At 49.5% G+C, this 13,551-nt stretch carries 15 protein-coding genes and 2 riboswitches; of the genes, 7 read left to right on the forward strand and 8 right to left on the reverse strand.

The genetic code is table 11. From position 1 onward, the window contains the following. Positions 1-104 precede the first annotated feature (104 nt). Together NYE74_RS04165 and hprK are read left to right on the forward strand one after the other, a co-directional pair. The gene (locus NYE74_RS04165) at positions 105-1,460 is read left to right on the forward strand and encodes an amino acid permease (protein WP_124332305.1); all 1,356 of its coding nucleotides are present in this window, start codon (positions 105-107) and stop codon (positions 1,458-1,460) included. Positions 1,461-1,502: 42 nt separating this feature from the next. Further along, on the forward strand, positions 1,503-2,417 hold the full coding sequence (gene hprK, locus NYE74_RS04170; RefSeq protein ID WP_036618434.1) for an HPr(Ser) kinase/phosphatase: 915 nt from the start codon (positions 1,503-1,505) through the stop codon (positions 2,415-2,417). A 21-nt stretch (positions 2,418-2,438) separates the two neighbouring features. Here hprK and NYE74_RS04175 read toward each other — a convergent pair whose 3' ends face one another. From NYE74_RS04175 to NYE74_RS33255, 6 genes are all read right to left on the reverse strand, one after another. After that, positions 2,439-3,236 (reverse strand): ABC transporter ATP-binding protein, encoded by a 798-nt coding sequence (locus NYE74_RS04175; protein ID WP_036618437.1) that lies wholly within the window; start codon positions 3,234-3,236, stop codon positions 2,439-2,441. Beyond that, complete coding sequence (locus tag NYE74_RS04180) at positions 3,236-4,267, reverse strand: FecCD family ABC transporter permease (RefSeq protein ID WP_316560528.1); 1,032 nt, start codon at positions 4,265-4,267, stop codon at positions 3,236-3,238. The genes NYE74_RS04175 and NYE74_RS04180 overlap by 1 nt, the downstream gene beginning before the upstream one ends. After that, the gene (locus tag NYE74_RS04185) at positions 4,264-5,304 is read right to left on the reverse strand and encodes a FecCD family ABC transporter permease (protein WP_124332307.1); all 1,041 of its coding nucleotides are present in this window, start codon (positions 5,302-5,304) and stop codon (positions 4,264-4,266) included. The genes NYE74_RS04180 and NYE74_RS04185 overlap by 4 nt, the downstream gene beginning before the upstream one ends. After that, the gene (locus NYE74_RS04190) at positions 5,297-6,373 is read right to left on the reverse strand and encodes an iron-siderophore ABC transporter substrate-binding protein (protein ID WP_082207995.1); all 1,077 of its coding nucleotides are present in this window, start codon (positions 6,371-6,373) and stop codon (positions 5,297-5,299) included. The genes NYE74_RS04185 and NYE74_RS04190 overlap by 8 nt, the downstream gene beginning before the upstream one ends. 129 nt (positions 6,374-6,502) lie before the next feature. Beyond that, positions 6,503-6,817, reverse strand: coding sequence for a zinc-binding dehydrogenase (locus NYE74_RS04195; RefSeq protein WP_164815218.1), 315 nt, complete (start codon positions 6,815-6,817; stop codon positions 6,503-6,505). A 138-nt stretch (positions 6,818-6,955) separates the two neighbouring features. Further along, a complete protein-coding gene (locus tag NYE74_RS33255) occupies positions 6,956-7,138 on the reverse strand; it encodes an alcohol dehydrogenase catalytic domain-containing protein (RefSeq protein WP_371860978.1) in 183 nt (60 codons plus the stop codon). A 188-nt stretch (positions 7,139-7,326) separates the two neighbouring features. On the opposite strand from NYE74_RS33255, the gene NYE74_RS04200 reads away from it, so the two are divergent. The 4 genes from NYE74_RS04200 (at position 7,327) to NYE74_RS04215 (ending at position 9,656) form a co-directional block, all read left to right on the forward strand. Further along, positions 7,327-7,827 (forward strand): MerR family transcriptional regulator, encoded by a 501-nt coding sequence (locus tag NYE74_RS04200; RefSeq protein WP_036618451.1) that lies wholly within the window; start codon positions 7,327-7,329, stop codon positions 7,825-7,827. A 2-nt stretch (positions 7,828-7,829) separates the two neighbouring features. Then, positions 7,830-8,273 carry an SRPBCC family protein gene (locus tag NYE74_RS04205; protein ID WP_036618453.1) on the forward strand — a complete coding sequence of 148 codons (444 nt, stop codon included), beginning with the start codon at positions 7,830-7,832 and terminating at the stop codon, positions 8,271-8,273. Positions 8,274-8,275: 2 nt separating this feature from the next. Continuing rightward, a complete protein-coding gene (locus NYE74_RS04210; protein WP_036618456.1) occupies positions 8,276-8,734 on the forward strand; it encodes an SRPBCC family protein in 459 nt (152 codons plus the stop codon). Between the two features lie 337 nt (positions 8,735-9,071). Beyond that, positions 9,072-9,656 (forward strand): uracil-DNA glycosylase, encoded by a 585-nt coding sequence (locus NYE74_RS04215; RefSeq protein ID WP_036618459.1) that lies wholly within the window; start codon positions 9,072-9,074, stop codon positions 9,654-9,656. Between the two features lie 75 nt (positions 9,657-9,731). Here the strand turns inward: NYE74_RS04215 and NYE74_RS04220 are convergent, their stop codons facing one another. Beyond that, positions 9,732-9,965 carry a hypothetical protein gene (locus NYE74_RS04220; protein WP_316560527.1) on the reverse strand — a complete coding sequence of 78 codons (234 nt, stop codon included), beginning with the start codon at positions 9,963-9,965 and terminating at the stop codon, positions 9,732-9,734. Positions 9,966-9,994: 29 nt separating this feature from the next. Further along, entirely contained in the window at positions 9,995-12,088 is a 2,094-nt protein-coding gene (locus tag NYE74_RS04225) for a glycoside hydrolase family 16 protein (protein WP_316560526.1), read from the reverse strand. Between the two features lie 248 nt (positions 12,089-12,336). Then, a riboswitch (cyclic di-GMP riboswitch) is annotated at positions 12,337-12,422 on the forward strand. 55 nt (positions 12,423-12,477) lie between these two features. Continuing rightward, positions 12,478-12,565: riboswitch (cyclic di-GMP riboswitch) on the forward strand. Positions 12,566-12,578: 13 nt separating this feature from the next. Between NYE74_RS04225 and NYE74_RS04230 the strand changes: the two genes are divergently transcribed. Next, the gene (locus tag NYE74_RS04230; protein WP_036618470.1) at positions 12,579-13,379 is read left to right on the forward strand and encodes a transglutaminase-like domain-containing protein; all 801 of its coding nucleotides are present in this window, start codon (positions 12,579-12,581) and stop codon (positions 13,377-13,379) included. The last annotated feature ends 172 nt before the right edge of the window (positions 13,380-13,551 follow it).

A 13,551-nucleotide genomic window follows, 5' to 3' on the forward strand; every position in this document is an offset into this window, starting at 1 on the left:
TCTATTTAGTTATTCTTATGACCAGGAGATTGGAGCGCATCCAGTCTCTTTTTTTATTGGGTTTAATCCATTGTTCAACTTTTCACGTTAAGGAGGAGTTTGGTTTGGCACAACAAGAATTAAAGAGGGATTTAGAAAATCGGCATGTTCAACTGATTGCCATTGGCGGCACCATTGGTACGGGATTGTTTCTCGGATCGGGCAAAGCCATTCAACTGGCGGGTCCGTCCATTATCTTTGCTTATTTCATCGTGGGGATCGCCATATTTTTTGTGATGAGGGCGCTGGGAGAACTCCTGTTGTCCAAAGCCGGATATCAATCTTTTACGGACATTGCCGAAGACTATCTTGGACCGCGGGCCGCGTTTGTAACCGGATGGACCTATTGGTTTTGCTGGATTATGACGGCTATGGCCGATGTGATCGCGGTTGGGGTGTATGTACAATATTGGTTTGATATCCCGCAATGGGTGCCTGAAATTATCTGCTTAGTTGTTTTATTAGGACTTAATCTGTTAACCGTAAAAAATTTTGGCGAATTGGAGTTTTGGTTTGCCCTAATTAAGGTAGTGACGATTCTCGCTTTAATTGCCATTGGGGTCGTCTTGCTGGTGATTGGATTTAAAACGGATGCGGGAATGGTTACGGTCAAAAATATTTGGGGACATGGCGGCATATTTCCAAACGGAGTTCCCGGGTTCTTGCTTTCCTTCCAAATGGTTGTGTTTGCCTTTGTTGGTGTGGAGTTGGTGGGGGTATCGGCCGCGGAAACATCCAACCCGGAAAAAAATATCCCTTCGGCGATTAATAAAATTCCGCTTAGAATTTTATTTTTCTACGTCGGCGCCATTATTGCCCTATTGTGCATCAATCCCTGGACGGAGCTAAGCCCGTCAGAAAGCCCTTTTGTTAAAACGTTTAGTTTAGTCGGGATTCCGATTGCCGCGGGAATTATTAACTTTGTCGTATTAACTTCAGCCGCTTCCGCTTGTAATAGCGGGATGTTTTCAACAAGCCGAATTTTATATAATTTAAGCAAGAATAACCAGGCTTCATCCCATTTTGCCAAGCTGAATAAAAACCATGTGCCCAGAAACGGGTTGTTGATCTCCACGCTTGTCTTGTCCGGGGGAGCTCTATTGAGCAAGCTTATTCCGGAGCAAGCGTTTGGCGTCGTCACCACCATTAGCGCCATTTGTTTTATTTGGGTCTGGGGTGTGGTTCTTGTTTGTCACATCAAGTATAAAAAGACACAGCCAGAGCTGCAGGCAAAATCGAAATTTAAAGCTCCGTTTACCCCCTTTGTTAATTATGCAGTTCTCACGTTGTTTGCTATAATTCTTATAATTATGCTGGTTGCCAAAGAGACACGCATGGCCTTATTATTGACGCCGCTGTGGTTTATTCTGCTGTTTGCTTTGTATTATTCGAATAGAAGAAAAGCGGGTAAATCATCATAAACAGTGTCATCATAAGAATTATTAATCATTGGGGAGAACAACATGAAGACGATCACGGTGCAAAGTCTTGCGAATATGTTTCATATGGAAGTGCTTGCCGGGGCGGGCCGTATGGACCGTGTGATTACCCGTCCGCGGGCGCACAGACCCGGGCTGGAGTTTGTGGGGTATTTTGATTTTTTTCCGATGGAACGGGTGCAAGTGCTTGGCCGTAAGGAAGTTAACTATCTATTGACATTATCCATTGAGGAACGCAAACTGCATATCGGCAACATCGTCAAATATCATCCGCCCTGCTTCATTGTGACGTCAGGACAGCAGGAGATCCCGTATCTGACCCTGTTCTGCGATCAGGAGGGGATTCCGCTGCTAAGGACGGAGGAGACGACAACGGAGTTTATCGCCAAGCTGGACAGCTATCTGGTCAAAGCGCTTGCCCCGGAGATATCGATCCATGGGGTATGCGTGAATGTATCGGGGATTGGCGTCCTGCTCCGCGGCAAATCCGGGATCGGCAAAAGCGAAACCGCCCACACGCTCATCAGAAGGGGCCACCGGTTCGTTGCGGACGATATTGTGGTGCTGAAGAAGTTAGGGCCAACGACTTTGCTCGGAACGCATAATGAAACCACACGCGAATTCCTCGCGCTGCGCAGCATCGGCCTGATTAATGTCGTACGCCAATACGGGCGCAGGGCTTTTCAGGACGAGACACGCATTGTACTCGACATTGAATTAGCGCCATGGAGGGAAGACTCTCTGAATAACGAGCTGGAACTGGAACCTCAATTCACGGAATATCTTGGCGTCAAGATCCCGCATATCGAGGTCCAGCTCCAGCCGGGACGGGATGTGGCCGGTCTGATCGAGGCGGCGGCCAACAATTGGTATCTCAAGCAGCTCGGCTATAGTGCCGCCGAAGAGTTCATGCAGCGGATCGAAAACAAAATGCAGTAGGCGCGGTTGGATTACAATCACTCATACATGATACCGCCCTTTGGGCACTACCAATGGAGAGCCGGAAATGGGATCTTGTATCACCGTGCAATCGAGCCCGTAAATGTCTTTCACCAATGTGGTTGTAATCACCTGAGACGGCTCGCCCTCCGCCACAAGCTTTCCTTGCTGAAGCGCAAAAATATGGTCCGCGTAACGTGCGGATAAGTTGATATCGTGAAGAACCATGACAATCGTAGTTCCGTGTTTTCGGTTAAGGTCCGTGAGCAGGTCAAGAATTTCGACTTGATAGGTGATATCCAAAAAGGTTGTCGGTTCATCGAGAAATAAAATGTCGGTTTGTTGCGCCAGAGCCATGGCAATCCAGACGCGCTGCCGTTGACCGCCGGAAAGCTCGTCAATATTGTGATTCGCAAACTCCGTTATGTCCATAATTCGCATCGCTTCGGCAACGGCCTCATAATCTTTTTTAGTCCATCCGCCGAACAACGATTGGTGCGGAAACCTTCCCCGTCCAACCAAATCCGCTACCGAAATGCCTTCCGGAACAATAGGGGATTGCGGCAGCAGCCCGACCACGCGAGCCAGCTGTTTTGGCGGCATTTTGCCGATGGGTTTTCCGTCAATCGTGATTTTGCCGGACTTAGGCTTTATCAGCCTTGCCAGTGTTTTCAGCAGCGTGGACTTTCCGCAGCCGTTGGCTCCAATAATAACGCTTATTTTATGACTGGGGATAACAAGGTCTACACCTTGGATAATCGTTTTATGATCATAGCCGGCCACGAGCTGTTCGGCTTGAAATAGATGCGTTGGTTTCATTATAACTCGCCCTTTCGATTCATTCGGATGAGCAGGAAGATCAGATACGGCGCTCCGAGTATTCCGGTCATGATGCCCACAGGGAATCTGTACTGGAAAGCAAATTGTCCGATTAAATCTGCCGCCAAAACCAAATTTACGCCAACAAGACCAGCCGGGATTATGTTCGAGAAGCCGGCTCCGGCCAGTCTTTTCGCGATCGGCCCCGAAAGGAAGGAGACAAAAGCGATTGGCCCGGTGGTGGCGGTAGCCAGAGCAATCATGCACACAGAACTCAAAATAAGCGCTATTCTTGTCTTGTCCGTGTTCACTCCAAGCGAAGTGGCCGATTGTTCTCCAAGTTCCAATAGACTTAGATGTTTTCCCAGGACGATAGCGATAGGCGTAAAGATCAATACCGTTAGGACAAGAGGCGGAAGTTCGTGCATTTGCGAGCCATTCAGACTGCCGCTAAGCCATCTGATCGCTGCGGGAATATCTTGTTGAGCGCCAACCAGCAGCAGGTAGGAAATCAGGGCGTCAAGCATGGCCTGTATGCCGATTCCGACGAGGATCAAGCGCCCGACCGAAAATGACTTCCCCCTGGACAATAAATAAATGATGATAACCGTAACAAGACCGGCAATCACCGAAGCAACGGAAACAACCGCCCGGTTTGAATGAAGTAAGGTGATGCAAAAAACAGCCGCCACGCTTGAGCCGGAGGTAATCCCGATGACATTCGGGTTCGCAAGGGGGTTGCGCAGCATAGTCTGGAAGATGCAGCCGGCTGCACCAAAAGCAAATCCGGCGAAAAGACCTGCCAGCATTCTCGGTAGACGTATCGTATTCACCGCAAAAGACACGCCTTTAAGCTGCTCGCCCGAAAGCGCCCGGATGACATCTTGAACCGGATAAATGGTGTTTCCCAGTAACAGCATAGCGCAGCAAAGCACGCATGCAAGTACTGCAAGGAAGCCGGTGATCAGTATCCACCGGCGGCGTCTTTGACGCCGGCCCGCCATAATAAATTCAATAGATTCATTTTTCATAGTGAACGCACTTTCGATCTCATCGCTAATATGATTAGGATTGGAGCTCCTATAAACGCAGTAACCACACCGACTTCAAGTTCTCCCGGGCTGCCGATGAGCCTGCCGCACACATCCGCTAATGTCAAAATGATGGCTCCCGCAATAGCTGACATGGGGATTACCAAACGCAGATCGGGCCCAAGCATGAGACGGATGACGTGAGTGGCCAATAGCCCGATAAAACCGATCGGGCCTGCGAGGGCCGTAGTTGCCCCACATAGAACAACACCTGCAAAAGCCGCGACAAACCGCAGTAGTCCTGTTCGAACGCCGAGTCCGGTCGCGGCATCATCCCCCAATGCCAGCGCATTTAGCGCCGGTGCAGTCATTACGGCGATCAGTATGCCAACGATCATAAACGGGGTGAATGTGGCTATAGCGCTCCAGGTTGCCGAGCCGACGCTGCCCACTTGCCAGAACCGGAATTGATCCATGACATAAGAGCGCGGAATCATGATGGCGGTGACCAGAGAAGAAAGTGCGGCGCTTGTGGCGGCTCCGGCCAAAACAAGCTTAATGGGCGTGGCGCCGCCACGCCCCATAGAGCCGATTCCAAATACGAACACCGCAGTGATCGCGGCTCCGGCTAAAGCTAGCCATATATATTGATTTGCGGTGCTTATATTCAAAAATGCAATTCCGCAAACCACAAACAAGGACGCGCCTGTGTTCACTCCCAGTATACTCGGGTCCGCAATTGGGTTGCGCGTGACCGATTGCATAAGCGCTCCAGAGACTCCGAGCGCCGCACCGCAAAACAAACTGAACACGGTTCGGGAAATTCTTTTGCGAACCACGTTAGCCCCGAAGGATTGGATATCTTGATGAAATAAACCGTTTATCAGTTCATTAAAACTAACCATACGAGAGCCTAAAACCAGAGATGCAACTACGCACGCGCCGAGCAAGACAATACAAATCACCAGAACCGTCATAAAGTGCTCCGGCATATGGAAGCTTTGCTGTTTATCTTTTGAAACCGAAGAACTATTCATTTATCTTGTCAATAGCTCCTCCTATTAATGCTAGATATTCATCAATGGTATAAGCTATCGAAAGCGGGTTAGGAGTTCCGGCAGCTACTAAAGGTGTATCGCTGTCGATAAATGCGACAGAACCTCTTTGGATCGCAGGAATTTTACCTAGTAGTGAATCGGCTTGGAGCGTCTTCAACAATTCGTCATTCCCATATCCAACGATGAGATCGGCATCGTAAAGGGCCTCGACATTCTCGGCGCTTAAATTCAAGGAGAAGCTAGTAGGGTCCGTAATCTGGTTCGTAACACTTTCAGGATAAACCATTCCCAGCTCATACAAGAAAGCGACGCGAGAGTCTACAGGAGTATAGATATGCAGTTGCGACAAATCTTCAGCCGAGAAGTTAACCCAAACCACTTTCTTGCCTTTCATCTGCGGATATTGACTTAGCTTTTCGTTAACCATATCCTCGGTGACCTTGATGAGTTGTTCCCCTTCCGCTTTCATGCCCATGCCTTCTGCATTCAGCAGGACTTGCTCTCGCCATGTGGTGGACCAAGGAGCGGTCGGATAGGCCACAACCGGAGCGATTTGACTAAGAAGATCGTAGTCCTCCTGAGTTATCCCGGAGTAAGCGGCAAGAATGACATCCGGGTCCGCATCGGAAATCGCCTCAAAATCAAGGCCGTCCGTATCCTGAAAAACGTTAGGATCGCTTGCGCCAAGTTCTTTGAGTTTTTCCGCTGTCCAAGGCAAAAGCCCGCTGCCATCCTGAACGCCGAAGTTCGCCGCCGAGAAGCCTACGGGAACAACTCCGAGAGCGAGAGCAACATCATGATTCGCCCATTGAACGGTAACTACCCGTTCAGGCTTGCTTTCAATGACAGTTTCACCGAAAGCGTGTTTGATCACGATCGGATATGCGGAATTCGTATCTGGCGAAGCGGGCGCTTCAGTTTTAGACGTTTCGGCCGAAGTTGGTGCGGATGTTGAACTTGATTGCTGGCTTGAGCAACCAACTAGCGAGAATATAAGCACAATCGAAACAAGTAATGTGCCTAATGAGGCATTTCGTTTTGCATTCATTGGCATACGGCATACCCTTTCCTATCAAGAACTGTATTTTTAAATAGCGCTTTTAATTGATAATGATTATCAAAGTCAATATACAGTCCCCTTGCCGGGTTGTCAATGAAAAATTTGTAAGAGCGTATTTCAAATTAAACCTGAGTTTATGTCCAGCAAAATTCTTCCGCGTCCATGTCTTGCTTTGCTTTTCTCCAGTGCTTTGTCAGCTTGGTTTAGCGGGAATATGGAATCGATCTTTGCTTTAATCGTACCATCGGCAATTAATTCCGCTATGGTCTGCAGATTCGCGTAGGTTGGGAATTTGGTGTTGAATTTAGCTGTAATGCCATGCTTTTGCGCGTTTTCTTGGGATGAATCCTGAGCCAAAGTGACGAGAATCCCCCCTTTCTTGAGAGCGGCCCAGGAACGATTCTCGGTATCGCCTCCCACGAAATCGACCAACACCGCCTGCCGCCGCATGAATTAGCACGGTTTGGCCAGGCTGGAGTTCGCCTTCGGTGAACAGCGCCTTCCAGGCCGTTTCAGCTCCTGCCTTAGTCGTTGCCGCATCTTCAAAGGTAAGATTACCTGGCATCTTGACTAATTCTTGGGCTTTCGCAATGCCATATTCTGCATAGGCCCCTTTGACACTACCAAAAATCTGCGATCCCCTGGCTTAAACTCCGTTACATCTTGCCCCACCTCCTCGACAACTCCGGAAGCATAGAATCCCGGGATGTAGTCAAGTGGAATGACTGCAGCATACACGATGCGAACGAGCACTTCATCCGTTTGCGGCTGAGGGCATTCAACTTTTTCTATTTTTATCTCTCTTTCTTTATTAATGTGGTCGTCAACATAAAATATAAAAGGTCTTTTTCCCAAATAAATATTTTGGTTGAACCTTACGCAACGTTATCTTTTATACTTAAGCTACCGGTAAACAAGTTAGCGCTAACGAAGGGGTTCCTATGAAACGACATTGGAAGGTCGGGGATCTTGCCAAACTGGCGGGACTCACCGTGCGAACTTTGCGATATTACGATCAAATCGGCTTGTTCTCACCATCCGGCCAGACGGAGTCCGGTCACAGGCTGTACAATGAATCCGATCTGTCGCGCCTGCAGCAGATTTTATCGCTTAAGGAATTGGGCTTGTCTCTGGAGGAGGTCAGGTCCGTCTTAAACGGCGGACAGATCAGCCCGCTGGAAATCGTCAACCTGCAAATGGCGCGAATCAAGGAGCAAATCAAACAGCAGCAAACGCTCCTTGACCAGCTTCAGCATGTATCCAAAGCGATGCAGGGGAAGGCGCCCTTAGCGGTTGAAGACTTCACGGAACTCTTGCGAGCGATGAAAAAGAGCCATGAGAAGCTGGTCGTCGAGCGCCGGGCAAGCTGGGAGCGCCGTCTGGATTTACTGGGCGATTTTCTTGCCGAAACAGAGGAACAATCGAAATCTAAGGAGGACTGACCGTGACCGAACGATTTGTCAAGCACGCCACCTTCGTCGTGGAGCGGACTTATGCCGCACCGCCTGCGAGGGTCTACCGGGCCTGGGCCGATCCGGCCGCCAAAGCAAAGTGGTTTTCAAAAGCCGATATTTTCGAATTCCGCGTCGGAGGACGCGAATACAGCAGCGGAGGTCCGCCGGAGGGGCCCGTCTTTACCTTTGATGCTTGCTACCAGGAGATTGTACCGGAGCAGCGCATCGTCTATAGCTACACTTTGGATTCGGGCGACGAGCGAATCTCCGTTTCGCTCACCACGGTCGAGCTTATCCCGATCGAGGGCGGGACGAAGCTGGTCTTCACCGAGCAAGGGGCCTTTTTCGATGGACACGATACGCCGGAAGTGCGTGAGCAGGGCACAAGTGAGATGCTTGATACCCTTGGCAACACGCTCGAACAGGAGGTATAACCATGACCGCTATCATTGGTGATAATGAAATTATCTCCTCACGCCAATTCCATTTGCCAAGTGAGCGGGTTTTTGAAGCGTGGACGAACCCCGATCAATTGGCACGTTGGTGGGGACCGAACGGTTTCACCAATACGTTCCATGAATTCGATTTACGCCCGGGCGGAGCGTGGCGTTATGTCATGCACGGGCCGGATGGCGTGGACTATCCCAACCATTGCGTTTTTGAGGAAATCGTGGTTTTGGAACGAATCGTACTCAGACATTTGTCCGGCCATGAATTTCTGGTAACGGCTGCTTTCGAGGACCTTGACGGCGGAACAAAGGTCGTTTTTCGCCAGCTATTTATGAAAACGGAGGAGTTCGAAGAAGCCAAGAGCTACTGCGCCGAGGGCAATGAACAAAACTTGGACCGGCTGGAAGCTTCGTTGGAGCAAACCAAGGGGCGTCCTTCGGAATAAAGGGCATTTGTTGTCTTCAAAATAGAGGCACTTTATGTGCTTATTGTCCGAATCCAGGTCTGTTCATCCCCATTAGCGGCATTTTTTGTACTTATATTCCTATGAAAGGCCCAGAACGTAGGCACTTTCTTGCGACGAGGGGGAATAGCGGCATAAATTGCCGCTATTTCTCTCAAACAAACGAAACCGCTGGATTAACGACATTTTTTGTCCTTATGTGTTGCGCTGGAGTTTCTGCCGCGGTTAACTGGCAATAAGAGCAAGTTTTCGTCTGGTATGGGCATAATGGAGTCATTGTGTGCTAAGGAAAAGAAGAAAGGAGCCGCATGACACGGAAATGGATCATCCCTTTGTAATTCTGCCTGAAGAACAAGCGCCAGCAGGTATTCAGCATTGTGTATGCTGCGAACTGTCCAAGCAGCGGAATCGCGTCGTCTGGGGGGAAGGAAATCCGCAAGCCCCGCTGATGATGATCCTGGATAATCCGGGAGCCCGGGAGGACCGGGAAGGAAATCCGTTTTTGTGCGGTACCCGGGAGACCTTCCAACTCGGCATGAGGGAAGCGGGGATCGATATGAGTTCGGTTTATGTCACTTATTTACTGAAATGCCGGCCGCTGCGCGCTTACAATAAGCCCGAGGCCAGAGCGGCATGTTTTCCTCATCTGCAGTTGCAGCTGCTTCAGAAGCAGCCGTCGGTGTTGTTCGGCTTCGGGAATGTCGTGGCGCAAGCCTTATTCCCGCAGAAGGAGAACGCCAGTGTCAAGGAATTGCGGGGGAGCTGGCACGATTTCCAAGGCTTGCCTATCGGCTTTACCTATCACCCGCTTGCCGTAAGAAGGAGGCCCAATTTGCTAAAGTTCTTCGTAGGGGACTTGAAAGCTTTGAAAGAGAAGTGGAAGGAAAGATCGACCTCATCATAACAACAGGAAAAACGAGAGGGAAGTCATATATCTTCCCTCTCATCTGCGTAAGGCAATATTCTACTATTACCCGGTTTACTCCGGAGTTCCTTGCGTCACCCCATGGACATAAGTTTGCCAAGGGGTATCCAGCGCTCCTTGCCCGGGGTTATAGGTAAAGAAGTACTCGACGGTATCCCCCTGTTTCAGATTATTGACCGCATAGGTATAGTTGCCGTTCCCCGCCCCGGTCATGGCCACGTTCAGCTGTACGCCGTTATTGACCTTGTAGTGCAAGTCGGCGAAGGTTGCGCCGTTTACATAGAACAATAAGTCATCGCCTGTTTTCTTCAGGCCCTTCACCTCATCGCCGATGACGATCGTGGAAGGGGCGCCGGTTCTTCAGGATTCTGCTGGCCGCCGCCGTTGTCTTTGTAAACACGCACATAATCTACTTGCAACGTTGCCGGGATATCGCCGGGATTCGGAGTCACACCGCCGTCAAAGTTCCCGCCGATCGCCAGATTCATAATCAGGTAGAACGGCTGGTCGAAAGGGGCGTTCGGATTGTTCGGCGCAGCTGCGGAATACCATTGATCCCTGTTAGCTTTAAAGAAGAACTTGCCGTCGACATACCATTTAATGTTGTCCTCTTCCCAGACTACGGAATATACGTGAAAATCATTGGCGATGGTTTGCCCTTCCGGGAAATGATATTCGCCGGAGACATGGGTATTCGCCGGCCATTGTCCGCCAAAGTGGATAGCGCCGCTGGACGTGCCGGGCAACCGTCCTCTCGCTTCCATCACATCAATTTCGCCGGATGCGGCCCACGAACCGTAGACATTATCTTGCGGAAGCATCCAGAAGGCCGGCCAGATGCCATTTCCTGCAGGCAGCTTGGCGCGAAAATCCACTCTGCCGTATTTGAGCGAAAAATGATCTTTGGTATTGATTTTCCCGGAGGAGTATTGTGCATACCGGCTAGGATCCTGCGGGAAGGATTTGGGCTCGTTTAAGGCCCGGATGTTTAACTTTCCGTCCTGGATAAATACATTTTGCGTACTGTTTGTATAGTGCTGCAGTTCCGCATTGCCCCAACCCCAGGTACCGGGATCGTCATTGAGATAGTAACCCAGTTCATAGTTCCATTTGCTCGTATCCAGCTTATTTTCGCTAAATTCATCCTGCCAGATGAGCTCCATGCCCTCAATGGCCGGGTTGCTTGGCGTTCCGACAGAAATATCCTCGCCATCGGTTACATCCGGACGGGGAGCGTTCGGGTTTCCGATAAAGGTGTAGTAGACGAAATTATCACCGACATTTCCGCCCGCCTGCCCGTTTAATGGATAGCCGATGCGGATCTGCAGATCTTCCTGGATGGGCTGGAACCATAGCCCGTAGATGTGGTCGACCCAATACCCCCACTGATTGGCGGCGGACATGTTATTGTAACCGTTGGCGGAGTATACAAATCCGCTCTGACCGGAATCCCCTAAATTGACCCATTGCCCACCCATGTTAATCTGGTATACGAAATTTCCAAGCTCATCGGCTACCGGCGCGTTTCCATCAATCTTAGGCAGCGGCACACCGATCGCACCGCTTTCATTGGCCGTGAAGGTCGTTCCGTCGTAGGGAGTAATGACATAAGAATTTCTTACGGGTTCATTAAAGATAATGGTATAAATGACGTTAACCAAAGAGGTTTTCGATTCTAATTTGACGTTGATCGACTCCGTGACGTTAAACCAGTAGCCGCCGCCTCCATCGGTGAAATGGCCGAAGTTTTTATCGTAGATCCAGCCGCTGGCCGCATTGTTGTCAATATCGATCCATGCACTGCTGTTTACAGGTTTTACGTACACTTTCAAATCATCGGCCACAGCTGCAAAGGGGATTGCCGGATCATTGTTGAAAACCGGATAGGTAAAGCCGGCGCCGCCCGTAGTATCCGCCGTAATTTGCGGCCCTTGTGTAGGCGTCATCGCCGTAATGGTGGTTTTGTTGATGTTTTGAAACACAAGAGTGTAATCCAGCGTAACCCCATTCGCTTTGGAGTACAGTTGAATTTCGGTTGTCGCGGAAAGAGTGAACCAATAACCGTTAAAGCCGCTGTCGCTCCAGTGGCCCCAGTTTTGGTTGTAGACAAAGCTGCCGGCACTGTCAATATCGACCCAACTGCCGCCCACTTTCACATTAACGCCCAAGTCTTGGATCACATCATTCCAGGTGGCGGAGCCTCCATTGAATTTAGGCATCACAAATCCGTAACTGGCTTGTCCAACCCCTGATTTTGTGATGACAGGTCCGTCCGCCGCTGAAAAATAATCCATAGAGGTGATAGTGGCCGTTCCCGCTCCTTCAGCGGCCTGAACCGGCGAAGTTGATAGCAGGCTGACGCTGGCCATCATAACTAGCGCCAGGAACAAACTGAAAACTTTTTGCTTCATAAATACCCTCCCTTAATCAATAGTGGATTCTCCTATCCCATACACGGTCAGGAAAATACTAACATTATAGTACATTTTTATTCTATCGAATGTGATCACCGGATGAACAGGTGCTATTTTTTTGGTGGGGTCCTATTTTTTCGGGTGAGTTCGAGTGAGTTCGGGGGAGGAATGATAGTTCGACAAAATTCCAAATTTTCTCTTGATGGTATTCCATATATTTGATATGATAGATTCACAAAAGCTGATCACGATAACGGCAAACTTGTCGAAAGATAAGGACGCAAAGCTACAGGGCCTTCTTGACGAACGTCAATGGCAGCCAGCTACCGAACGAAGATGCTTTTTTGTTTTTTTGGAGAAGATGTATCAGTATCTGTGAAACTCTATTACGAAAATAGCAAACTTGTCGAAAGACAGGGACGCAAAGCCACAGGGCCTTCTTGACGAAACGTCAATGGCAGCCTGGCCGCCGAAGGGAGTTTGCAGTATGCGCAACATTGTGTTCGCTATTGTAGGGCTTTTTGCGTTATTGATGTGGGCTCCGGATGTACAAGCTGCCCCGTCCGAAGATTGGTTGGGTTTGGAGCAGTTGGACCGTGGCGCCGTCGTCATTCGTTATGATGCGGAAGCCGGGGCCAAAACGAAGCTCATGATCGCAAAAGGTAATGACAAATATACCTATGTCCTTTCGCCGGATAAGCGGCAGGAAGTATTTCCGCTCCAGATGGGCAATGGTGAATATAAGGTTACCGTTCTGGAACAAGTCAGCGGTACCAAATACAAAATCGTTCAGGAAGCGGCCGTTACACTTCAACTTGCGGATGACAGCAAAGTGTTTTTGAACTCTGTGCAAAATGTCGATTGGAGCGATAGGGATCAGGCAGCCCAGCTTGCGAAGAAGCTTGCCCAATCCGCTCCGTCCGACGAGAAGAAAGTGCACGCTATTTATGAATATATTGTCGGTACGATCCGGTACGATCATACTCTGGCAGCCAGCGAATTGACGGACTACCTTCCCGATAGCAACCGCACGTTGGCAGGGCGGAAAGGGATGTGTTACGACTATGCCTCCTTGTTCGCTTCCATGTTGCGGAGTATCGGAATTCCGGCCAAGCTTGTTATGGGAACTTCGGAATACGTTGATGTTTACCACGCTTGGAATGAAGTTTATTTGAACGGACAATGGGTAACCATTGATACAACTGTCGATGCGGGCTGGAAGAGCAGTGAGACAGGGGTCAACATGATTAAAGACGCCTCGCGTTATTCCCCGGTGAAATACTATTGATTTTTACGAAATAAACATAGGCTTTGGACGATATGTCCAAGGCTTATTTGGCGTTGTTGAGAAATTGTATAGTATTGGCATATATAATGGCGGAAGCCCATTTGGTTCTGAAGAAAATACAGGCACAATTCATCGTGCGCCAATAAAGATCAGCGGAGGTGATGGACTGAAA

It is taken from the genome of Paenibacillus sp. FSL P4-0127, assembly GCF_038007325.1.
GTDB lineage: Bacteria > Bacillota > Bacilli > Paenibacillales > Paenibacillaceae > Fontibacillus > Fontibacillus macerans.